General features: G+C 76.8%; 22 protein-coding genes. 8 read left to right on the top strand and 14 right to left on the bottom strand.

Features of this window, described 5'->3' with window-relative positions; all coding sequences use genetic code 11:
* Positions 1–7 precede the first annotated feature (7 nt).
* On the bottom strand, positions 8–343 hold the full coding sequence (locus tag G6556_RS19345; RefSeq protein ID WP_240933561.1) for a YtxH domain-containing protein: 336 nt from the start codon (positions 341–343) through the stop codon (positions 8–10).
* A gap of 142 nt (positions 344–485) precedes the next feature.
* Here G6556_RS19345 and G6556_RS03655 point away from each other — a divergent pair, with 142 nt between their 5' ends.
* Genes G6556_RS03655 through G6556_RS03640 form a run of 4 tightly spaced genes read left to right on the top strand, consistent with a single transcriptional unit; the run spans position 486 to position 4,047 of the window.
* Positions 486–1,895, top strand: a complete 1,410-nt coding sequence (locus G6556_RS03655; protein ID WP_166938704.1) for an APC family permease — start codon at positions 486–488, stop codon at positions 1,893–1,895.
* A 5-nt stretch (positions 1,896–1,900) separates the two neighbouring features.
* Entirely contained in the window at positions 1,901–2,641 is a 741-nt protein-coding gene (locus G6556_RS03650; protein ID WP_166938702.1) for a nucleotidyltransferase domain-containing protein, read from the top strand.
* A 49-nt stretch (positions 2,642–2,690) separates the two neighbouring features.
* On the top strand, positions 2,691–3,509 hold the full coding sequence (gene ppk2 / locus G6556_RS03645; protein ID WP_166938701.1) for a polyphosphate kinase 2: 819 nt from the start codon (positions 2,691–2,693) through the stop codon (positions 3,507–3,509).
* Positions 3,510–3,546: 37 nt separating this feature from the next.
* Positions 3,547–4,047, top strand: coding sequence for a GNAT family N-acetyltransferase (locus G6556_RS03640; protein WP_166938699.1), 501 nt, complete (start codon positions 3,547–3,549; stop codon positions 4,045–4,047).
* A 94-nt stretch (positions 4,048–4,141) separates the two neighbouring features.
* On the opposite strand, the gene G6556_RS03635 is transcribed toward G6556_RS03640, so the two are convergent.
* Positions 4,142–4,762, bottom strand: coding sequence for a sugar O-acetyltransferase (locus G6556_RS03635; protein WP_205692977.1), 621 nt, complete (start codon positions 4,760–4,762; stop codon positions 4,142–4,144).
* 170 nt (positions 4,763–4,932) lie between these two features.
* On the opposite strand from G6556_RS03635, the gene G6556_RS03630 reads away from it, so the two are divergent.
* The 3 genes from G6556_RS03630 (at position 4,933) to G6556_RS03620 (ending at position 8,965) form a co-directional block, all read left to right on the top strand.
* Entirely contained in the window at positions 4,933–5,403 is a 471-nt protein-coding gene (locus G6556_RS03630; RefSeq protein WP_166938695.1) for an ATP-binding protein, read from the top strand.
* A 188-nt stretch (positions 5,404–5,591) separates the two neighbouring features.
* A complete protein-coding gene (locus G6556_RS19865) occupies positions 5,592–8,081 on the top strand; it encodes a glycosyl hydrolase 53 family protein (RefSeq protein ID WP_346774703.1) in 2,490 nt (829 codons plus the stop codon).
* A 212-nt stretch (positions 8,082–8,293) separates the two neighbouring features.
* On the top strand, positions 8,294–8,965 hold the full coding sequence (locus G6556_RS03620) for a hypothetical protein (RefSeq protein ID WP_166938693.1): 672 nt from the start codon (positions 8,294–8,296) through the stop codon (positions 8,963–8,965).
* Between the two features lie 18 nt (positions 8,966–8,983).
* Here G6556_RS03620 and G6556_RS03615 read toward each other — a convergent pair whose 3' ends face one another.
* The 10 genes from G6556_RS03615 to G6556_RS03570 all read right to left on the bottom strand — a co-directional run bounded on the left by G6556_RS03615 (position 8,984) and on the right by G6556_RS03570 (position 19,128).
* Entirely contained in the window at positions 8,984–10,630 is a 1,647-nt protein-coding gene (locus G6556_RS03615; protein WP_166938691.1) for an ABC-F family ATP-binding cassette domain-containing protein, read from the bottom strand.
* A 32-nt stretch (positions 10,631–10,662) separates the two neighbouring features.
* Positions 10,663–11,019 (bottom strand): DUF3817 domain-containing protein, encoded by a 357-nt coding sequence (locus G6556_RS03610; RefSeq protein WP_166938689.1) that lies wholly within the window; start codon positions 11,017–11,019, stop codon positions 10,663–10,665.
* Between the two features lie 114 nt (positions 11,020–11,133).
* Positions 11,134–11,895, bottom strand: a complete 762-nt coding sequence (locus G6556_RS19860) for a helix-turn-helix domain-containing protein (RefSeq protein WP_166938688.1) — start codon at positions 11,893–11,895, stop codon at positions 11,134–11,136.
* A 68-nt stretch (positions 11,896–11,963) separates the two neighbouring features.
* Entirely contained in the window at positions 11,964–12,656 is a 693-nt protein-coding gene (locus tag G6556_RS03600) for a CbiX/SirB N-terminal domain-containing protein (protein WP_166938686.1), read from the bottom strand.
* The gene (gene cobA, locus G6556_RS03595; protein ID WP_166938685.1) at positions 12,653–13,954 is read right to left on the bottom strand and encodes a uroporphyrinogen-III C-methyltransferase; all 1,302 of its coding nucleotides are present in this window, start codon (positions 13,952–13,954) and stop codon (positions 12,653–12,655) included. Before cobA ends, G6556_RS03600 begins: the two co-directional genes overlap by 4 nt.
* On the bottom strand, positions 13,951–14,304 hold the full coding sequence (nirD, locus tag G6556_RS03590; RefSeq protein ID WP_166938683.1) for a nitrite reductase small subunit NirD: 354 nt from the start codon (positions 14,302–14,304) through the stop codon (positions 13,951–13,953). The genes cobA and nirD overlap by 4 nt, the downstream gene beginning before the upstream one ends.
* Positions 14,301–16,892, bottom strand: a complete 2,592-nt coding sequence (gene nirB, locus G6556_RS03585) for a nitrite reductase large subunit NirB (protein ID WP_166938681.1) — start codon at positions 16,890–16,892, stop codon at positions 14,301–14,303. Before nirB ends, nirD begins: the two co-directional genes overlap by 4 nt.
* Positions 16,893–16,984: 92 nt before the next feature.
* Positions 16,985–17,911 carry a pseudouridine synthase gene (locus G6556_RS03580; RefSeq protein WP_346774702.1) on the bottom strand — a complete coding sequence of 309 codons (927 nt, stop codon included), beginning with the start codon at positions 17,909–17,911 and terminating at the stop codon, positions 16,985–16,987.
* Positions 17,912–17,945: 34 nt separating this feature from the next.
* A complete protein-coding gene (locus G6556_RS03575; RefSeq protein WP_166938680.1) occupies positions 17,946–18,506 on the bottom strand; it encodes a dienelactone hydrolase family protein in 561 nt (186 codons plus the stop codon).
* A 49-nt stretch (positions 18,507–18,555) separates the two neighbouring features.
* Positions 18,556–19,128: a pyridoxamine 5'-phosphate oxidase family protein gene (locus G6556_RS03570; RefSeq protein ID WP_166938678.1), complete on the bottom strand. Its 573-nt coding sequence runs from the start codon at positions 19,126–19,128 to the stop codon at positions 18,556–18,558.
* Between the two features lie 123 nt (positions 19,129–19,251).
* On the opposite strand from G6556_RS03570, the gene G6556_RS03565 reads away from it, so the two are divergent.
* Entirely contained in the window at positions 19,252–19,677 is a 426-nt protein-coding gene (locus G6556_RS03565) for a pyridoxamine 5'-phosphate oxidase family protein (protein WP_166938676.1), read from the top strand.
* A gap of 19 nt (positions 19,678–19,696) precedes the next feature.
* Here G6556_RS03565 and G6556_RS03560 read toward each other — a convergent pair whose 3' ends face one another.
* Both G6556_RS03560 and G6556_RS03555 read right to left on the bottom strand, forming a co-directional pair.
* The gene (locus G6556_RS03560; protein WP_166938674.1) at positions 19,697–21,181 is read right to left on the bottom strand and encodes a gluconokinase; all 1,485 of its coding nucleotides are present in this window, start codon (positions 21,179–21,181) and stop codon (positions 19,697–19,699) included.
* A gap of 39 nt (positions 21,182–21,220) precedes the next feature.
* Positions 21,221–22,286: DUF418 domain-containing protein (locus tag G6556_RS03555; protein ID WP_166938673.1), on the bottom strand; the 1,066-nt coding region annotated here is incomplete at its 5' end.

Genomic DNA, 22,286 nt, shown 5'->3' with positions numbered 1-22,286 from the left:
ACCCTGCTCAGGCCCCGGGCGGCGGGACCGGCGTGGTCGGGGTCGTCCCGGCGGGCGGGGTCGTGGTCGGGGTGGTGGTCGTGGTGCCGGAGGCGTCGTCGTCGGACGTGCGCGACACGGCGCTCTTCACGGCGTCGACGGCCTTGTCCTTGAGCGCGGCGCCCTGGTCCTTCGCGAACCCGGCGGCCTTCGACTCCAGGTCGTCGACCGTCGACTGCACCCGCGGGTCGTGCCAGGCGTCCGACGCCCAGCCCTTGATCTTCTCGAACTGAACGCGACCCGCGCGGGTCCCGAGCACGTAGCCCACGCCCGCGCCGAGGACGAATGCCAGCTTGCCCTTCATGCCTGACCTCCCGAGATGTACCTGGTGGTCCGATCGAGCGTAGGGGCGTGGGTCGCCGCGCGCCCGGCGAGGGGGCGGGACGCGCTCGCCGCGCGGGACGGGCCGCCCGGGAGCACAGTGGCCCGCGAAGGGGGGGTGGCCGATGGCGGAGTCCACGCAGGTGAGCCAGGACCAGCAGCCGGAGCTCAAGCGGTCGATCGGGCGGACGGTGCTGCTGCTGTTCGTCGTCGGGGACATCCTCGGCGCCGGGATCTACGCCCTGACCGGCACGGTCGCCGCCGAGGTCGGCGGGGCGATCTGGTTGCCGTTCCTGCTGGCGTTCGTGCTCGCCGCGCTCACGGCGACCGCGTACGCCGAGCTCGTGGCGCGCTACCCGCGGGCCGCCGGCGCCGCCCTGTACGCGAACCGCGCCTTCCGCCGGCCCTTCCTCACGTTCCTGGTCGCGTTCGCCGTGATGATGTCCGGCATCACCAGCGCGTCCGCCGCCGCGCGGGCGTTCGGCGGCGACTACCTGGCGGAGCTGCTGCCGTTCGGGGTCCCGACCGTCGTCGCCGCCTGGGTGTTCCTCGGGCTGATCACGCTGGTCAACGTCCTCGGCGTCTCGGAGTCCGTCCGGGTCAACGTGGTGCTCACGCTCATCGAGGCGACCGGGCTGCTGGTCATCATCGGCATCGGCGTGGTCGCGCTGGTCCGCGGCGAGGGCGACCCCGGCCGCGCGCTGGAGCTGCACACCGAGGGGGCGGCGTGGATGGGCGTCCTGGGCGGCGCCGCGCTCGCCTTCTACGCGCTGCTCGGGTTCGAGGACTCGGTCAACCTCGCCGAGGAGGCGAAGCACCCGCGGCGCGACTACCCGCGGGCCCTGTTCGGCGGGCTCGCCATCGCCGGCGCCATCTACCTGGCGGTGGCGTTCACCGCGTCGATGCTGGTCGAGACGGACGTGCTGGTCGGGTCGACCGGGCCGCTGCTCGAGGTGGTGAAGGTCGCCGGGCTGGTCTTCCCGGCGTGGCTGTTCGCGCTGATCGCGCTGCTGGCCGTCATGAACACCGCGCTCATCAACATGATGATGGCCTCCCGCCTCGTCTACGGGATGGCCCGGGAGCGGATCATCCCGGCGCTGTTCGGGCGGGTGCAGGCGCGGCGCCGGACACCCGTCGTGGCGATCGCGTTCACCGTCGTGCTCGCGCTGACCCTCACCGCGACCGGCGACCTCGGCGACCTGGCCGACACCACGGTGCTGCTCCTGCTGCTCGTGTTCGCGGTGGTGAACGTGGCGGTGCTCGTGCTGCGCCGGCGGCCCACGACCGGCCCCGACGGCGACCCCGACGAGCCCGAGCGGGTCGAGGGCGACGCCGAGCGGTCGTTCCGGGCGCCGACCTGGGCGCCGGTGGCCGGTGCGGTGGTGTCGCTCGTGCTGGCCTCGCCGCTGACCGGCCGAGAGGGGTCGGTGTACCTGCGGGCCGGGGTGCTGCTGGCGATCGGGGTGGTGCTGTACGTCGTGAACCGGCTGGTGGTGGGGAGGGTCGACGCGGACGACGCGGCGCTGGCAGGCTGAGCCGCGTGGACGACGACGCCTTCCTCGACCGCGTCGCCGGCACCCTCGCGGCGCTGCCCCGGGTCGAGGCCGTGTCCCTCGGCGGCTCCCGCGCGCACGGCACCCACGGGCCGGGCAGCGACTGGGACCTGGCGATCTACTACCGCGGCACGTTCGACCCGCAGCACCTGCGCGACGTCGGGTGGGACGGCCACGTGTTCGAGGTCGGCGGCTGGGGCGGCGGGGTGTTCAACGGCGGCGCGTGGCTGACCGTCGAGGGACGGCGGGTGGACGTGCACTACCGGGACCTCGACGTCGTGGAGCGCGAGGTCGCCCGTGCGGAGCGCGGGGAGTTCGACGTCGAGCCGCTGCTGTTCCACCTGGCGGGCTTCCCGACCTACGTCGTCGTCGCCGAGCTGGCCGGGCACCGGGTGCTGCACGGCGTCCTCCCCCGGCCCGCGTTCCCGGCCGCGCTGCGCCGGACCGCGCCGGAGGTGTGGGGTGCCCGGGCCGACTTCACGCTCGACGGCGCCGAGCAGCACGCGCGCGCGGGACGGGTCGCGCAGTGCGCCGGCCTGATCGCCGTGGCCGTGACCCAGCGGGCGCACGCGGTGCTCGCCGGTCGCGGGGAGTGGGCGACGAACGAGAAGCGGCTGCTGGACCGGGCCGGGCTGCGCGGGGCCGACGACCTGCTCCTGGGGCTGGCGCCGGAACCGGAGGCGCTGCTCGCGGCGGTGGCGGCGGCGCGAGCGCTGGGGACCGCCTGACCCGGATCGGGTCTCCCGCCCGGGCCGGTCCGGGGCGTACGGTCCGAAGATGACGACGCCGAAGGTGCCCAAGGACGTGTACGAGGCCGAGCTGTTCCGCCTGCAGTCCGAGCTCGTCACCCTGCAGGAGTGGGTGCGCTCGACCGGGACCCGGGTCGCGGTGGTCTTCGAGGGCCGCGACGCCGCCGGCAAGGGCGGCACGATCAAGCGGATCTCCGAGTACCTCAGCCCTCGCGTCGCGCGCATCGCCGCGCTGCCGGCGCCCACCGAGCGCGAGCGCACCGAGTGGTACTTCCAGCGGTACGCCGCGCACCTGCCCGCGGGCGGGGAGATCGTGCTGTTCGACCGGTCCTGGTACAACCGCGCCGGGGTGGAGAAGGTCATGGGGTTCTGCACCCCGGAGGAGCACGCGCGATTCCTGCAGCAGGCGCCTGTGTTCGAGCGGATGCTCATCGACGACGGCATCCTGCTGCGCAAGTACTGGTTCTCGGTGTCGGACAAGGAGCAGCTGCGGCGGTTCCGGTCCCGGCTGGACGACCCGGTCCGGCGGTGGAAGCTGAGCCCGATGGACCTGGAGTCGATCGCCCGCTGGGAGGACTACTCGCGAGCCAAGGACGAGATGTTCGCGCACACCGACACCCCGGACAGCCCCTGGTACGTCGTGGAGTCCGACATCAAGCGGAACGCACGGCTCAACATGATCGCCCACCTGCTGTCGACCATCCCCTACCGCGAGGTGAAGCAGCAGAAGGTCAAGCTGCCCAAGCGCCCGCCCGCCGACGACTACGAGCGGCCGCCGCGCGAGCTGTTCACGTCGGTGCCCGACCACGCCGCCCGGCTCGCGGGCGACCCGGAGGCGGACGCCTGACGCGTGCGGACGCGGCCCGGGAGTACCGTCCCGACCGATGACCACGACACCGCCGGCCCCGGCCACCATCAGCCCCGACGACCCGCGCTCCCCCGACGTGCAGGCCCTGCTGACCCGGCACCTGGAGCTCATGCACGCGCAGAGCGACCCGGAGGACGTGCACGCCCTCGACGTGGACGCGCTCACGGCGCCGCACATCACGTTCGTCAGCGCGCGCGACGCGGCCGACGGCACGCTGCTGGGCGTCGGTGCGCTCGCCGAGATCGCCCCCGGGCACGGCGAGATCAAGTCGATGCACACCGCCGAGGCGGCCCGCCGCCGCGGCGTCGCGGGTGCGCTGCTCGCGCACCTGCTCGGCCTGGCGGTCGACCGCGGCTACGCCCGGGTCAGCCTGGAGACGGGCAGCGACGACCACTTCGCGGCCGCGCGGGCGCTCTACGCCCGCGCCGGCTTCGAGGAGTGCCCCCCGTTCGCGTCCTACGCCCCGAGCGACGCCTCGACGTTCATGACCCTCGCTCTGGCCCCGGCCGCTCGCTGAACGCGGCGCGCGCGTGCCGAGGTCGTCGGTTCCGCGCGCGGGCGCGGCGTGTCGTCCCGCGTGTCGCGGCGCAACCGGCGACCTCGCCCGGGGCTCAGAGGTCGCGCGGCGGGCGGTAGCGGAAGTCCCGGTCCGCGTCCGTGATCTCGCGGAGCACCCGCGCCGGGACGCCGGCGACGACCGTCCGCGGCGGGACGTTCCCCGTCACGACCGCGCCCGCGCCGACGACCGAGCCCTCGCCGACCGTGACGCCCGGCAGGATCGTCGCGCCGGCGCCGATCCACACGTCGTCCTCGATCCGCACCGGCGCCGAGAACTGCGTGCCGTCCCGGCGCAGGTCCGGGTGCACCGGGTGGCCGGTCGTGATCACCGTGACGTTCGGCGCGAGCATGACCCGGCTGCCGACGTGCACCTCGACGTCGTCCACCAGGGTCAGGCCCACGTTCACGTACACGTCGTCGCCGAGGTGCACCCGGTTGCCGTACATCGCCCGCAGCGGCGGCTCCACCCAGACCCGCTCACCCATCGAGCCGAACAGCTCGCGCAGGATCTTCTCCCGGCCCTCGTGGTCCCGCGGGTGCGAGGCGTTGAACTCGTGCACCAGCTCCTTGCCGCGGGTGCGCTCCTCCTCGAGCTGCTCCAGCCCCGGCCCGTAGTCGGTGTACGGCTCGTGCTCGGCCATGCGGCGGCGCACCTCGCGCTCGCGGTCGTCCATCGCCACCCCTTCGTCGACGTCGGCGCCCGCGTGTCGGGCACCCCGGGCCATCCTGCCGTGCGCGCGACCGGGCCCGACGCCGCCGCGGTGCGATCCGGGTGGCGGCGTCGCCGGACGCCACCTACCGTCGATGGCGGCCAGACACGTCACCGACCATGGAGGACACCGTGGTGCAGTCCGCAGACGAGGCGGCCTCCCGGCCGCAGGAGGACGCCGGCGTCGCGTCGTCCCGACCGCCCGAGCGGTTCCGCCCGGTGCGCTCGTGGCAGCTCGGCTCCGTCACGGACCTGTCCCGCGTCCGCCGCGAGCTGCTCGAGGAGATCACCGCCCCGCACGCAGCGCCGCAGGACGTCCTGGGTCGCGTGCCGGAGAACATGGTGCTCGTCGCGTCGGAGCTCGCGACCAACGCGCTGCAGCACGGCCTGCCCCCGACGGTCCTCTCGCTGCACGCGGACGGCCTGGACTACCTGCTGGACGTGTGCGACACGGACCTCGACTCGACCCCGGTGATCGCCGGCGAGCGGCCGTCCGGGGCGGGCGGCTTCGGGCTGCTGATCGCGCACCGGCTGTCGCAGGAGGTCGGCTGGTACACCACGGACGACACCAAGCACGTCTGGGCGACGTTCCCCGCCCAGCGCTGACCGGCGGTGCCCCGGGGCGTCGGCGCCCCGGGGTTCTTGCGGCGCGCGACTGTGCACGGTCACAGTCCGGGGCATCGCGGTGACGAAGTCCGTGCCCAAATCCCCGCACAGTCCTGGTTCTTCGCACCTGTGATCGTTTACAGTCGGCGCACCCCGCGAACGACGACGATCACGGAGAGGGACCGCCCGTGCACGCACTCCCCCGACGCACCGGACGGCTGGCGGCGCTGGCCGCCGTGGCCGCGCTGCTGACCACCGCCCCACCCGCCGGCGCGGCCGCGCCCGACGACGGACCGGTGGACGCCGGCATCGTCGTGACGAAGGTCGACGGCCTCGCGGACGACTTCATCACCGGCGTCGACGTGTCGTCGGTGCTGTCCCAGGAGGCCAGCGGCGTCGTCTACCGCGACGCAGCCGGGCAGCCCGCCGACCTGTTCGAGGTGCTCGCCGACTCCGGCGTGAACTACGTGCGCGTCCGGGTCTGGAACGACCCGTACGACGCCCAGGGCCGGGGCTACGGCGGCGGCACCGTCGACGTGGCGCGCGCCGTCGCGATCGGCGAGCGGGCGACCGCGCACGGCCTGCGCGTCCTGGTCGACTTCCACTACTCCGACTTCTGGGCGGACCCGGCCAAGCAGCACGAGCCGAAGGCGTGGACCGGGCTGTCCGTCGCCGACAGGGCCACCGCGCTGCACGAGTACACCGCCGCCGCCCTGACCGAGTTCCGCGACGCCGGCGTCGACGTCGGCATGGTGCAGGTCGGCAACGAGACCAACAACGCGGTCGCGGGCGTGTCCGGCTGGGACGGCATGGCGCAGCTGTTCGCCGCCGGCAGCGCGGCGGTGCGCGAGGTGCTGCCGGAGGCGCTCGTCGCCGTGCACTTCACCAACCCGGAGACGGCCGGCCGGTACGCGACGGCCGCCGCCGCCCTCGCCGCCCGGGGCGTCGACTACGACGTGTTCGCCAGCTCCTACTACCCGTACTGGCACGGCACCCTGGGCAACCTGACCTCGGTGCTGCAGCAGGTCGCCGACGACTACGGCAAGCAGGTCATGGTCGCCGAGACGTCCTGGGCGCGGACCCTCGACGACGGCGACGGCCACCCCAACGTCATCACCGCCGACACCACCACGCACCAGTACCCGATCTCCGTGCAGGGGCAGGCCACCGCGGTGCGCGACGTCGTCGCCGCGGTCGCGGCCGTCGGCGACGCGGGCATCGGCGTCTTCTACTGGGAGCCGGCCTGGACGCCCGTCGGCCCGCCCTCGGCGCTCGACGCGAACAAGGCGCTGTGGGAGGCGCACGGCTCCGGCTGGGCGTCGTCGTACGCCGGCGAGTACGACCCCGACGACGCCGGCCAGTACTTCGGTGGCTCGGCCTGGGACAACCAGGCGCTGTTCGCCGACGACGGCACCGCGCTCGAGTCGCTGCGCGTGTTCTCCTACGTCCGCACCGGCGCCACGGCGCCCCGCGCGGTGTCGTCCGTCGAGCAGGTCCGGGTCACCGTGACCGACGGCGCACCGATCACCCTCCCGACCACCGTGCAGGTCACGTACAACGACGGGTCGGTCGAGGCGCAGGCGGTCACCTGGGACGCCGCGGCGCTCGCCGCCGTCGACGGACCGGGGACGTACCCGGTGCCGGGGACCACCGCGACCGGCGTCGCCGTCAGCGCGACCGTCCTCGTCGAGGCCGCGAACCACGTGCGGAACCCCGGGTTCGAGGACGCCGACACGTCGATGTGGACGCTCACCGGGTCGGGGGCGCAGATCACCGCGACCGGGGACGCCGCCGCGGGGGCACGGGCGCTGTCGTTCTGGGACGCCGCCGCGTACGGGTTCGCGCTGACCCAGCAGGTCACCGGGCTGGAGCCCGGCGCGTACACGCTGACGGCGACCGCGCAGGGCGGCGGCACCACGGCGGGCGACACCGTGCTGCTCGCCGCCACGACGTCCGCGGGCACGACCTCGGCGCCGTTCGCGCTCACCGGGTGGAAGGCCTGGTCCACGCCGTCGGTACCGGTGACCGTCGGCGCCGACGGCGTGGCGACCGTGTCGGTCACCGCGACGCTGTCCGGCGGCGCGTGGGGCACGGTCGACGAGGTGCGGCTGGTGCGGGACGCGCAGCAGCCGACCGGGCCGGGGACGCCGGGCACGGACCCGGGCACCCCGGGGACGGACCCGGGCGCGCCCGGCACCGACCCGGGCACCACGCCGGGCACGGGCACGCCGACCCCGGACACGGGCACGCCGGGCACCTCGGCCGCCCTGACCGTCACGGTCAGCGACCGCACCCTGCACCCCGGCGACCCGGTCACCGTGACGGCGCACGGCCTCACGGTCGACGAGGTCGAGATCGGCGTCGCCAGCACCTACCGGGCGCTCGCCCGCGCCGCCGTCACGGACGGCTCCGTCACCGCGACGGTCACCCTGCCGACCGACCTCGCGCCGGGCGTGCACCACGTCCAGGTCCGCGCGCTCGACGGCACGGTGCTGGCCCAGGTGCGGATCGTCGTCCTGGGCGACGGCTCGCTGGCGGCCACCGGCGCCGACCCCGCGGGGGCGGCCCTGCTGTCGGCCCTGCTCGTGGCGGCCGGAGCGGCGCTGCTGCTGGCGCGCCGGCACCGCGGCCGCGCGACCCGGGCCGCCCGCACGGCCCGCGCGACCCGGGCGGCCTGACCCGATCCCCACCCGGTTGTCGCGCTGCACCCTGCTCGATCGGGTGGCGGCGCGACAACCTGGTGGGGACGCGCGCGCCGACCTGGGCGCCCGGCCTGCATGCCGAGGCCCACCGGCCCGGCCCGGCCCCCACGAGCCCGCGTCCCCAACGCTCAGCGACCGCACAGCGGGGACCGGAGCGGGGCACGGGATCAGGCCCGAGGGTCGTCACCATGACCGAGAACTCCGACACCACCCGATCCGCCGAGCCCGCGCGCTCCCGGGACACCGCGTCGCCCGCCGCGCCGACGACCCCGGTCCCGGCGACGACGCCCGCGGTGGCGACGACCCCGACCGCGGCGACGACACCGACCGTGCCGACGACCCCCGCCGTGCCGACGACGTCCCCCGCGGCGACGCCGGCCGCACCGGCGGCCGACCCGACGATCCCGGCCGGGCGCGCGGCGCCGTACCCCGCGCCCGACCAGCCCGGGCCGGACGCCGTCGGCGCGGGCGGCTACCCGGCCGCGCCGTCCGCCGGACCGGACGGCTACCCGGCCGCGCCCGTCGAACCCGCGAAGCCGCGCCGCCGGCTCGGACGCCGCGCGGTGGCCGCGCTCGTGCTCGTGGGCGTGCTGCTCCTCGGCGGCGTCGGCGGGTTCGCGATCGGCCGCGCCACGGCCCCCGATCCGACGTTCCCGACGTTCGACGGCGGTGGCGGCCCCGGCGGGCAGCTGCCCGGCGGCGGCAGCGGGGACGGCGAGATGCCGCAGCCCCCGTCGGGCCGCCAGGGCGACGGCTCCGGGAGCGGGTCCGACGACGGATCGGACCAGGGCTCGGGCAGCGCCGACTCCGGCACGACCGACGACGGCTCGTCGGCGACCGACTCGTCCGCGACCACCTGACGCCCGCCCCGCCGCGCCTCAGTCCGCCGTGACCTCCGCGACGCGGCCGTCCTCGACGTGCCACCGCCGGGTGAGCCGCACGCTGTCGAGCATCCGGCGGTCGTGCGTCACGAGCAGCACCGTCCCGTCGAACGACTCCAGCGCCTGCTCGAGCTGCTCGATGGCGGGGAGGTCGAGGTGGTTGGTCGGCTCGTCGAGGACCAGGAGGTTCACGCCCCGGGCCTGGAGCAGCGCGAGCGCCGCGCGGGTCCGCTCCCCGGGGGACAGCGAGGACGCCGCCCGGCCGACGTGGTGGCCGCCGAGGCCGAACTTGGCCAGCAGCGTCCGCACGTCGGCCGTGGTCCAGTCGGGCACCTCGCGGGAGAACGCGTCGGCGAGCGGGGCGTCGCCCTCGAACGCGGCGCGCGCCTGGTCCACCTCCCCGACGAGCACCCCGGACCCGAGGTCGACCCGGCCCGCGTCGGGCGCGAGCCGGCCCAGCAGCAGGGCGAGCAGCGTCGTCTTGCCGGCCCCGTTCGGGCCGGTGACGGCCACCCGGTCCTGCCAGTCGAGCTGCACGTCGACCGGCCCGAGCGTGAACTCGCCGCGGTGCACGACGGCGGCGCGCGCGGCCGCCACCACGGCGCCGGACCGGGGCGCGGCGGCGATGCTCATCTGGAGCTGCCACTCCTTGCGCGGCTCGGCGACCACCTCCAGCCGCTCCATGAGCCGCTCGGTCTGCCGGGCCTTGGCGGCCTGCTTCTCGGAGGCGTCCGCGCGGAACTTCCGGCCGATCTTGTCGTTGTCGGAGGCCTTGCGGCGGGCGTTCTTGACGCCCTTGTCCATCCACGCGCGCTGCATCCGGGCGCGGGCGGACAGGGCGTCGCGGCGGGCGGCGTAGTCCTCGTAGGCCTCGCGGGCCTGGCGCCGGGCGGTGGAGCGCTCCTCAAGGTAGGCGTCGTACGACCCGCCGTAGACCGCGACCCGCTGCAGGCTGCGGTCGATCTCGACGACGGAGGTGACCGTGCGGCTGAGGAACTCCCGGTCGTGGCTGACGACCACCACCGGCGCGCTCGACCGGTCGACGAAGTCCTCCAGCAGCGCCAGCCCCTCCAGGTCGAGGTCGTTGGTCGGCTCGTCCAGGAGGTAGAGGTCGTACCGGGACAGCAGCAGCGCCGCCAGGCCGACCCGGGCCGCCTGACCGCCGGACAGCGCGGTCATCGGCAGCTCGGGGTCGACGTCGAGGCCGAGGTCGGCGAGCACCGAGCCGGTCCGGGCCTCCAGGTCCGCGCCGCCGAGGCCCATCCAGCGCTCCAGCGCCTCGGCGAACTCGTCGTCCGCGCCCGGCTCGCCCGCGCCCAGCCGCTCGGCGGCGGCGTCCATCGCCGCCTGGGCGGGGCCGACGCCGGTGCGCCGCTCCAGGTGCCCGCGGACCGACTCGTCGGCCCGGCGCTCGATCTCCTGCGCGAGGTACCCGAGCTGCGCCGTCGGCGGGGAGACGGACACGGTGCCGTCGTCGGGCCCGCGCGTCCCGGCGAGGATCCGGAGCAGCGTCGACTTGCCGGCGCCGTTGGGGCCCACCAGGCCGACGACGTCGCCGGGCGCCACCACCAGGTCGACGCCGGAGAACAGCTCGCGGTCGCCGAACGCGGCCCCCACACCCTTGGCCTGCACGGTCGCGCTCATGGGTCCATTGTCACCGCGCCGGGGTCAGGACCTCACGCGCTTTCCCGGTCGGCGGTCCGCTCCGCCTCGCGCTCCGCCGGGGACTGGAGCCGCCCGCTGCGGTGCAGCCACCGCTCGGCGAGCAGGGTGAACATCGGCGGCACCGAGGCCGCGAGCGCCACCAGCGTCGGCCACCAGCCCCAGCGCAGCCGGATGCCGGCGACGATCGTCAGCCCCGCGTACGCGAGGAACACCAGGCCGTGCGCCTGGCCGAACACCTGCACGCCGACCTCGGTGGTCTTCGTGACGTACTTGAGGAACATGCCGACGAGCAGCCCGGCCCACGTCGCGGCCTCGAGGAACGCGGCGATCCGGAACGCCTGGGCGTCCGGGTTGGTCACTCGCTTCATGCGGGGTGCGCTCCTGCGGGTCGGCTGCGGCACGGGACCGCACGACGGTAACCCGGCGGGCACGGCGCGGCGGATCCCCGCCCGTGCCCGGGAGCGTCCACGGGACCGGCGTGGTCATCCCCGCGCCGGTGCACCCTCCGACGCGAGAGCCGGTGCCGGGGCGGCCCCGGCGAGGCGGAGCACGCAGTAGCCCGGGCCGGCGAACGGCACGATCCCCGCCGCGGACACCGGCCCGCCCGTCCGCGCGAGCACCCCGCGCGCCAGCCCCAGGTGGACGCCGCAGACGACCTCGGTCCGCTCGTGCGCGAGATCGAGCACCGGGCAGCGCCGGAGCCGCACCTCGTCGCCGCGGACCTCGGGCTCGAAGCCGAGCCGGGCGAAGTGCGCGTGCAGCGCGGCGAGCTGGCGGTCCCGCGCCCCGGCGGGGTCGACCGAGTCGCCCGGGTCGCCCGGGACGGCCGGGTCACCCGCGCGGCCGGTGTCCCCGGCCGGCCGGGCGGTCGCGAGCTCCGCCGCCAGCCCCTCGGCGGCTCGCTCGGCCTCGACGCCCGGCTCCGCGAGCGGCCGCCCGTACCCGGCGAGCAGCACCCGGCTGAGCTGGTCGCGCAGCCACGGCTCGCCGTCCGGCTCCGCCGGGCCGCGCGCGGCGTACAGCGTCCGCGGCCGCCCGCGGGTGGTCCGCGCCTCGGCCGTCCGGGAGGCGAGCCCGGCCGCGACGAGCACCTCGAGGTGCTCCCGCGTCGTGTTCACGTGCAGGCCGACGCGCTCGGCGACCCGCTCGACCGCCAGGCCCGACCCCTCGCCCCGGAGCACGGCGAGGATCGCGGCCCGGCGCGGGGAGGACAGGGCCCGGTGCCGGGCGGCGTCGACGGTCACGTCGCCATCCTGCTCCCGTCCGGCCGCCGCGCGGAGCCCCGCCGCCGCCCCGATCGCCACGCCGGCCCTCAGCGCAGCGCCGCGTCGTAGCGGTCGAGCACGACGCGGGCCAGGTCCGGGTGCGGTCCGAGCGGCGCGGTCACGACATCGGCACCGGCCGCGGCCAGCGCGCCGTGGAAGTGCCCGGGTGCCAGCAGGTACGACGCGACCACCACGCGGCGTGCCCCCGTGGCCCGGGCCTCGGCGACCGCCGTCGCGACGTCCGGCCGGGCGGCGGCGCCGTACCCGACGGTGACCGGCCCCGGCCAGCGCACCCGCAGCGCGTCGAGCACCGTCCCGACGGCGACCACGGCCGCCGGGTCGCTCGACCCCGCGGCCGCGAGCACCACCGCGTCGTCCGCGGTCGCGCCGGCGTCGGTCAGCCGCTCGACCAGGATCCCGGCGAGCCGGTCGTCGGGGCCGAGCGGCTCGGCCGCCACGGCAGGACGGCCCGCGACCGCCGCGCCGATGTCGTGCCGGACGTGCACGCCGGTCGACAGCAGCAGCGGCGCGACGACGGCCGCGAGGCCGTCCTGCGCCCCGGCCAGCGCGGCGCCGACCGCGTCGCCCACGGCCGGCTCCTGCACGTCGACGAACGCCTCGCGCACCTCCAGCCCGGGTCGCAGCCGCCGCACGTCCTCGACCAGCGCCCGCACCACCGCGCGCCCCGCGGCGCTGCGGGTGCCGTGCGCGCACGCCACCAGGACCGGCGCCCCCGTCACGCGGGCACCAGCCCGGTCGCGCGCGCCGGCGCGGTCACCCGCCGCGCGGGCAGCGGTCGCGCCACCCCCGGGGCACCGGGCTCGAGGAACCCCTCGCGCGCCACCTCCCCGAGGACGACCACGGCGGGCGACCCGACGCCCTCCTCGGCGCACCGCGCGGCCACCTCCCACAGCGCCCCGCGGACCACCCGCTCGCCGGGCAGCGTGGCGGCGTGCACGACGGCGACCGGCATCTCGGGGTCGACCCCGGCGTCCAGCGCCTGCGCCGTCAGCCGGGCCAGCCCGGCCATGCCCATCAGCACGACCGCCGTCACCGCCGGGGCCCGGAACGCCGCGAGGTCCACCTCCGTGAGCGCGCCGTGCCCGTTGACGACGTGCACCCGGTCGGCCGTGCCGCGGTGCGTGACCGGGATCCCGGCCGCCTCCGCCGCCGCGACCGCGGACGTCACGCCGGGCACCACCCGGACCGGCACGCCCGCCGCGCGGCACGCGAGGACCTCCTCGCCGCCGCGGCCGAACAGGAACGGGTCCCCGCCCTTGAGCCGGACCACCCGGCGGCCGAGGCGGGCCTGCGCCACGAGCACCGCGTTGATCTCCTCCTGCGCCACCTGGTGCACGCCGGGCGCCTTGCCCACCGCGACCACCTCGACGTCGTCCCGCAGGTCGGCGAGCACCGCCGTCGGGCCGAGGCGGTCGGTGACCACCACGTCGGCCTGGGCCAGCAGGGTGCGGGACCGGACCGTCATCAGCGCCGGGTCGCCGGTGCCGCCACCGACGAGGACCACCTCGCCCGGCAGCAGGAGGTCCGGCCCGCCGGACGTCGGCCGCGACGGGCGCAGGTCGGCGCGGCCGTGCAGCAGCTCCGCCGCGACGTGGTCGCGCACCGCCGCCGCGCGCGCCGGATCGGGCCGGCCGGCCGACAGCACGCCCACGTGCACGCCGGCGGCCGTCGCCGTCGCCGGGGTGCGGGCGGTGCCGCGGTCGGCGTCCGACGCGACGACGCAGAACACCCGCCGGGCCTCGGCCCAGCCCGCGACCGCGCCGTCGACGACCGGGTCACCGGTGCACGCGTGCACGAGCCACACGTCCGCGACGTCCGCCTCGACGACGGCGCGCCGGTGCACCGTCAGCCGGCCCGCGCCCGCGAGCGCCGCCAGGTCGTCCACCACGTCGGGCGCGACCACCCGCACCTCGGCGCCGGCGTCGACCGCGGCCCGGGCCCGGCGCGCCGCCACCGGCCCGCCCCCGGCCACGAGCACCGCGCGCCCGGCCAGGTCGAGTCCCAGGAGCAGGCTCACGGGGTCACCGCCACGCGCACCTCGTCGCCGACCAGCCGCACCGGGTAGGTGCGCAGGTCCACCGGCTCCTTGCCGACCGCGTCCAGGCAGGCGCCCGTCGCCAGGTCCCACACCTGCTTGAACATGGGCGAGGTGACCGTGGCCGCGCCGTCGACGTCGCCGACGATGCCGCGGCTGAGCACGTTCGCGCCGGAGTACGGGTCGCGCTGCTGCACGGCGAGCAGCCGGTCGTCGGCCAGCCGGAACACCGCGATGCGGTGCTCGCCGACCAGGGCGCCGGCGCCGCGCTCGGGCAGCAGGTCGTCCAGCCGGCAGACGCGGACCTCGTCCGCCACGACGTCGCTGGTCACAGCGGGGCCTCCTCGAGGGTGCGGGCGACGCGCAGGTCGTGGTGGCCGTGCTCGCCGGGTCGGGCCGGGCGCGCCTGGCCCCGCTGCGGCACGTACGCCAGGTCGGGGTCGGCGGCGTCGGGGTCGTTCAGGTACGGGGTGAACCGGCGGAGCTTCTCCGGGTCGTCGAGGGTGGCGCGCCACTCGTCCACGTAGCCGGACACGTGCCGCTCCACCTCGGCGTCGAGCTCCGCGCCGATGCCGAGCGAGTCCTCGACCACCACGCGGCGCAGCTCCTCGAGCCCGCCCGGGTAGGCCGCGACCCACGGCGCGGTGCGCTGCAGCCGGTCGGCGCTGCGGACGTACAGCGCGAGGAACCGGTCGACGACCTGGACCAGCCGGTCGTCGTCGAGGTCCTCGGCGAGCAGGTCCGCGTGCCGCGGCGTGAAGCCGCCGTTGCCGCCGACGTAGACGTTCCAGCCCTTCTCGGTCGCGATGACGCCGACGTCCTTGCCGCGCGCCTCGGCGCACTCGCGGGCGCAGCCGGACACCCCGACCTTGAACTTGTGCGGCGACCGCAGGCCCCGGTAGCGGAGCTCCAGGCGGACCGCCATGCTCGCCGAGTCCTGCACGCCGAACCGGCACCACGCCTGGCCGACGCAGGTCTTCACCGCGCGGAGGGACTTGCCGTACGCCTGGCCGGACTCGAACCCGGCGTCGACCAGCCGCCGCCAGATCGCGGGGAGCTGGTCCTGCCGGGCGCCGAACATCGCGATCCGCTGCGCGCCGGTGACGCGCGTGAACAGGCCGAAGTCGCGTGCGACCTCCGCCAGCACGAGCAGCCGCTCGGGGGTGACCTCGCCGCCGGGCATCCGCGGGACGACCGAGTACGTGCCGTCCTTCTGCAGGTTCGCGAGCAGGTGGTCGTTGGTGTCCTGCAGCGGTGCCTGGTCGGGCTGCAGCACGTGCCCGATGCCGAGGGAGGACAGGATCGACGCGACCACCGGGCGGCAGACCGCGCAGCCGCGGCCCTTCCCGTGCGCGCCCACGACCTCGGTGAACGTGCGCAGCCGCTCGGCCCGCACGAGCGCGTAGAGCTCGGCGCGGGACATCGCGAAGTGCTCGCACATCGCGGAGGACACCGCGATGCCGGCCTGCTCCAGCGTGCGGTTCACGACCGTGGTCAGCAGCGGGACGCAGGAGCCGCAGACGGTCCCGGCGCGGGTGCACGCCTTGACCTCGCCGACGCTGGTGCAGCCGTGCTCGGTGACGGCCGCGCGGACCGTGCCGGCCGACACGTTCGAGCAGGAGCAGAGCACCACGTCGTCGGGCACGTCCGTCTGCACGGGAGCGGCACCGCCCGGCGGGGCGAGGAAGGCGGACGGGTCGGCGCCGAGCGGGCGGCCGAGCATCGGGCGCAGCGAGGAGTACAGCTCGATGTCCCCGACGAACACGCCGCCGAGCAGCACCCGGGCGTCGTCCGAGACGACGAGCTTGCGGTAGGTCTTGGCGACCGGGTCGGCGAACGTGACCTCGAGCGCGCCGGGCGTGAGCGCCAGCACGTCGCCGAAGCTCGCCGCGTCCACCCCGACGCCCTTGAGCTTCGTCCCGTCGGCGGCCTTGCTGTACCCCTTCACCCCACCGCACAGCTGGTCGACGACGACGTCGGCCATCGCGTTGCCCGGCGCGACCAGGCCCGCGCACTCGCCCTCGAAGGACGCGCACTCGCCGATCGCCCACACCGCCGGGTCGGAGGTGCGGCAGGTGGGGCCGACCACCACGCCGCCGCGCTCGGCGACCACGAGGCCCGCCGCGCGCGCCAGGCCGTCCCGCGGCCGGATGCCCGTCGAGTACACGACGACGTCCGCGTCGAGCGTCTCGCCGGTCGACAGGTCCAGGCCCGCCACCCGGCCGTCGTCCCCGGCGACGACCCGCGTCGCGGCCGCGGACGTGCGGACGTCCAGGCCGAGGTCCGTCACCAGGACGCGCAGCGCCTCGCCGCCGCCCGCGTCGAGCTGCACGGCCATCAGCCGGTCGGCGAACTCGACCACCGTGGGCGCGACGCCGAGCTTCTGCAGCGCGGCGGCGGCCTCCAGCCCGAGGACGCCGCCGCCGACGACCGCCCCGCGCAGCGGACGACCGAGGGCGGACCCGCGGTCGGCGACCCAGGACCGCAGGTCGGTGACGTCGCCGAGCGTCCGGTAGCAGAGCACCCCCGGCAGGTCGACGCCCTCGGTGCGCGGCACCCAGGCGCGTGAGCCGGTGGCGAGCACCAGCGCGTCGTAGGGCTCGACCCGGCCGGCCCGGGTGGTCACGGTCTGCGCCGCGAGGTCCAGCGCGACCACGGGGTCACCGGTCACCAGGTCGACGCGCGGGTCCGCCCACGGCTCGGGCGCCAGCGCCAGGTCCGCGTCGGCCCGGCCGTCGAACACCTCCGACAGGTGCACCCGGTCGTACGGCAGGTGCGGCTCCTCGCCGATCACCGTCAGGTGCCAGTCGCCGGCGTCGGCCCGGGCGCAGAGCTGCTCCGCGAACCGGTGCGCGACCATCCCGCCGCCCACGACCACGACCCGTCCCGGACCCGTGCGGGCCGTCCCCTCGCTGTGCATGCGGCAAGTTTTCGACGGCCCGAGCCGTGTCTAATGGGCCGAACGGCCCAGAGCCCGGTTCTCGCGCAGGTCAGGGGCCTGTGCCCCGGTCCTCACACCTCCGGCGTCAGCGGGAGCCGGCGGACGCTGGTGAACCGTCGGTCCGCGCCGTCGACCGGGTCGACGAAGCCGATCTCCGCCGCGAGGAGCTGCAGCGGGGTGCTGAAGTCGTCCACCGCGACGTCCCGGACCACCGGGTACAGCGGGTCGCCGACGATCGGCACGCCGAGACCGAGCAGGTGCAGCCGGAGCTGGTGGATCTGCCCGGTGCGCGGGCTCAGCCGGTACACCCCCAGGCCGTCCGGGCCCGTCGACTCCAGCTCCACCCGGGTCTCGGCGTTCACCGGCGCGCCCGGCACCACCTCCGCCTGCCAGACCCCGCGCTCCTTGCGGATGTGGTCCCGGACGACGACCGGGAGGTCCAGGTCGTCGCGCACCGGCGCGAGGGCACGGTAGGTCTTGCGCACCTCCCGGCGCTCGAACACCGTCTGGTACGCCCCGCGCCACCGCTGCTCGGTCGCGAGCATCAGCAGCCCCGACGTCACCCGGTCCAGCCGGTGCAGCGGCGACAGCTCCGGCAGCCCGAGCTCCGCGCGCAGCCGCACGACCACGCTCTGCAGCACGTGCCGGCCCCGCGGGATCGAGGACAGGAACGGCGGCTTGTCGACCACCACCAGCCGCTCGTCCCGGTGCACCACGTGGATCGCGCCGGGCACCTCGGGCTCGTCCCGCAGGTCCCGGTGGAACCAGACGAACCGGTGCGGGCCGTACGCGTCGTCCGCGCGCACCGGGCGGCCGTCCTCGCCGACGAACCGCCCGTCCGCGAGCATCGCCGCCACGTCGACCTGCTCGGGCAGCCGGTCGCGGAGCCAGGCGCCCATCGTGGTCCAGGCCACCGGGTGCGCGCGGTCCCGGTCCGGCGTGCGCAGCCACGCCGCGGCCAGGCCGTGGCGCGGCGGCAGCGGGGAACGAGGGGGCACCGGGCGATGGTACGAGCGCCCCGTGCCGGGCGCGTCAGTCCAGGCCGTCGAGGAAGGTCAGCACCCGCTCGGTGGCGAGCTCCGCGCAGGCGGGGTCGTGGTCCGGGTGCCCGACCTCGGCGAACAGGTGGCCCGCGCACGGGTAGACGAACAGCTCGCCGCCGAACCCGACCAGCTCGTCCTCGGCCTCGGGCTCGCGCCACGGGTCGCCCTCGGCGACGTGCGCCTGCGCCGGGACCTCGTCGGGCCACGTCGCGTCCCACCAGGACGGGGCCACGGCGCCGTAGAGGAAGAACGCGCCCCTCGCCCCGGGCCGCCCGAGGGCCTGCTCGCCGGCGCGGGCGGCGCCGAACGACATGCCGCCGTACACGACCTCGGCGGGCAGCCCCGCGACGGCGTCGGCCGCGCGGCGCGCGAACACGTCCTCGCCGACGGACTCCACGAACGCGACGCCCTCGGCGACGTCCGCGAACGTCCGGCCCTCGAACAGGTCGGGCGTGTGCACCGTGTGGCCCCGCTCCCGGAGCAGGTCGGCGAACGCGCGGACGCCCGCGGTCAGGCCGCCGGAGTGGTGGAAGAGGACGACGTCGGCCATGCGGCGAGGCTACGCGCGGACCGTGCCCGGGGACAGGGCCCGCGGCGCGTCACGGCGCGACGCGCCGGGCGAGCCAGCCCTCGGCGCCGCGGTCGGCGACCGCGCGGTCGTGCGGATCGGCGGACAGGTCGAGCCGGTCGACGTGGTCCACCACGACCTCCACCCAGGCGAACCGGTCGAACCACGCGGCCCCGTCGTCGTCCTGCCCGACGCCGGCGTCCGGGTCGACCGCCGCACCCGGGGCCGTCGTGGTCGCGTAGCCGCGGCGGGTGCGCGGGCCGAGCCCCTGCCACCGCCGCCACCGCTCGGCGGGGTCGGCCACGACGGTCGCGCGACCGCCGAGGCGCACCTGCACCTGGGCGTCGTCGTCCCACAGCACCAGCGCGACCCGCGGCTCGGCACGGACCTCACGGACCTTCGCGGACCGCTCGTCCGTCGCGAACCCGAGCACGCCCTGGCCGGGGTCCCAGTCGCGCAGGATCACCGAGCGGACCCCCGGGGAGCCGTCAGGCGCCACGGTGGCCAGGGCGCCGAGGGTGAACGGCGTGCGCCGGCTCGTCGCCGCGTCGAGCGCGTCCCACACCGGGCGCAGCACGGCGGGCAGGTCGGGGTCGGCGGTCACGGCGGCTCCTCGGGTCGGGTAGCCCAGCATCCCCCGGGCGGCGCCGCTGGTCGCGGTGGTTGCGCCGCCGCGACGGTGCCGGTGGGATGGATGCCGACGCCGCCGCCCACCCGAGAGGCCGTGATGAGCACCGACGCCACCCTGACCCCCGAGGACCTCGACCTGCTGCGCCGCCCGCTGCACGGGTTCCTCACCGTCGCCGCCGGACCCACGCCGCCGCAGCCGCGCCCCGTGTGGTTCGAGGTCGCCGACGACGGCACCGTCCAGCTGTTCAGCGAGGCGGGCGCCCTCAAGGTCCGCCGGCTGCGCGAGGACCCGCGGGCCTCGCTGGTCGTCGCCGCGCCGGTGGGCGAGCGGGAGCACTGGGTGGCGATCGCCGGCCGCGTGACCGTCGAGCCCGACGGCGCCCACGAGCTCGCCGAGCGGCTCGCGCACCGGTACTGGGACCTCGACGACCCGGCGCGCCAGGAGGACCTGGCCGGGATGCTCGCCGACGACCAGGTCCGGCTCGTGCTGCACCCGGAGGACGTGCGCCGGTTCGTGTACTGACCCCCGGCGCGCGCGCCCGTCAGGCGTCCCGCACGAGCGCGTCGTACGCCGCACCGAACCGCGCCGCGCGGTCGGCGTAGTGGTCGGCGTGCTCGGCGCGCGGCTCGTAGGTGGCCCCGGTGGCGCGCGGCGCGCGCTCGACGTCGGGCGCGAGGACGCCCAGCGCCAGCAGCGCCGTCCCGCGCTGCGTCGCCCGCTTCCGCGTCACGTGCGTCACCGGCCGGCCGAGCACGTCCGCGAGGACCTGCAACCACCCCGGCTGCTCGCCGCTGACCCGCCCGGAGGCGGCCACCTCGACCACGTCGGGCGCCGCGGGGTGCAGCTCGTCGGCGACGCGCGCGTACGTGAGCGCGACGCCCTCGACGATCCCGCGGTACAGCACGTCGGGGGTGGTGGCCGCCGAGACGCCGGTGAACGCGGCCCGGGCCCCGCCGGCCCAGCCCGGCGCACGCTCGCCCGTGAGGTACGGCAGCACGAGCGGCGTCCCGGCCCCGGGCGCGGCGGAGAGCACCGGCGCGAGGTCCTCGCTCAGCCGCAGCGTCGCCCCGGCCCAGCTCACCGCCCGGCCGACGTCGTTGATCGCGCCGCCGAGCAGCGTCCGGCCGGCCTCGACCCGGTAGTTCCACAGCCCGAAGGGCAGCGGGTCCGCCGGGCCGTCGAGCAGCACCCGGAGCGCGCCGCTGGTCGCCGTGGACGCCGTCATCACCGTCGCGTCCGTGGCGCCCGACCCGACGTTGCTGGCGTAGCCGTCGGTCAGGACGGGGAACCACGCGGCGCGGGCGAGCGCCGGCCAGCGCGCGGGCGCCGTCGGGGTCGCCGGCTCGGTCGTGTCGCGCGGCGGGGAGAACCGGCCCGGGTCCGCGTCGACCGCCGCCAGCAGCTCGGCGTCGAGCGCGCCGGTGCGCCGGTCGAGCAGCCCGGTCCACGCCACCGTCGACGTCCCTGCCAGCGGCTCGCCCACCAGCCGGGCGTACACGTACTCGCCCAGCGACCACCAGGCGGTGGCTGCGGCGGCGACCCGGGGCTCGGCGGTCGCGAGCCAGCGCAGCCGGGGCGCGTGGTAGCTCGTGTGGATCCGGGTGCCGGTGCGCTGCTGCACGGCGCGCTCGTCCAGCTCCTCGCGCAGCGCGGCCACGGCGGCGGCGCTGCGCGAGTCGGCGTACGTCAGGCAGGGGGTGAGCGCGCGGCCCGCGGCGTCGACCGCGATCAGCGACGCGGCGAACGTGTCGAGGGCGACACCGGCGACCCGGGTGCCCAGCCGCGGGTCCCCCGCCACCGCGTCGAGCACCTGGCCCACCTCGTCCGCGACCTGGTCCGGGTCGATGACCGAGGTGCCGTCGGGGGCGACGGTGAACGCGTGCGGCACCTTGTGCTGGAGCCCGTGCACCGGGCGGCCGGTGGCGTCGTGCACGCCGCCGCGGGTCGCGGTGGAGCCGATGTCCATCGCGACCACGAGCGGGTCGAGGGCGTCCGCCAGGGCGACGTCGTCGGTGGTCCGGGCCATGGGAGATCCTCGTCGTCGGCGGCGCGGGTCCCCTCGACCCTAGCCGCGGGCCGCGCGCTCCTCCTGCCGAGGGCCGGCCGGGGCGAGGCGCAGCGGCACCGGCCGCCACCAGGTCGCGCACCGCAGCACCCACTCCACGGGCCCGTACCCGGCCCGTCGCAGCCACAGCCGGCTGAGCACCGACTGCGCCACGATCAGCGGCACGCACAGCAGCACCACGGGAGCCACGGTGGCCATGGAGCCGAAGTCGACCAGCCGGGCCGCGACCGCCAGGACGACCGCCGCCCCGACGTACCCGCTGAGCGCCATCCGGCCCAGCGGCTCGAAGAACCAGGCGATCGCCCGGCGCGCCCGGGTGCGCCACAGCAGCGCCAGCCCGGTCGTCCAGAGCACGGCCCCGACGAGCCCGGCCACGCCGCCGGCCGTGGTGAACCGCGGGTCGCCGGGCTGCGTCAGCTGCCACGCCAGCGCCGGCACCGCCAGCACCGCGGCGGCCGCGCACACCACCGCGACCGCCCGGGTGCGGGTCTCGAGCGCCCGCGGCAGCCCGTACGCCGCGGCCCCCGCCCCCGCGAGCACCAGGCCGGGCGTCGCGGCGAGGCCGCCGCCCGCGAGCGCGTACGCCGCGACCGTCAGCACGATCCCGAGGCCGAGCACCCACGCGCGCGGGGCGAGCGCCACGACCGGCAGGACGAGCAGCCCGACCACCCCGTACTCCACGAGGATGTTGCCCGGGTAGACCACCATGAGCGCCGCACCGATCAGCGCCACCGCCGCCATCCGCCGCGCGGGCACCACCCAGGCCCGTGCCGTGCGCCGCCGGGCGCCCGCCAGCACGAACCACAGGCTCATGCCGAACAACAGCTCGAAGATCGGCACGAACCGGGTCTGCACGGCGAGGTGCAGCGCGTCGCGGACCGGGTCGGCGACGGCGGCGCCGCCCGCGCGGTGCATCGTCGCCTCGGTGAGGTCGACGGCGTTGACCAGCAGGATGCCGAGCAGCGCAGACCCGCGCAGCGAGTCGAGGAACCGCCAGCGGGTCGGCTGCGGGCCCGGCGCGGGCGCGGCGACCGGGGCGGGCGCGGGGACGGCGGACGGCGGAGAC

This window comes from Cellulomonas sp. IC4_254, assembly GCF_011603975.1.
GTDB lineage: Bacteria > Actinomycetota > Actinomycetes > Actinomycetales > Cellulomonadaceae > Cellulomonas.
This window is presented reverse-complemented; position numbering and strand designations above follow the sequence as displayed.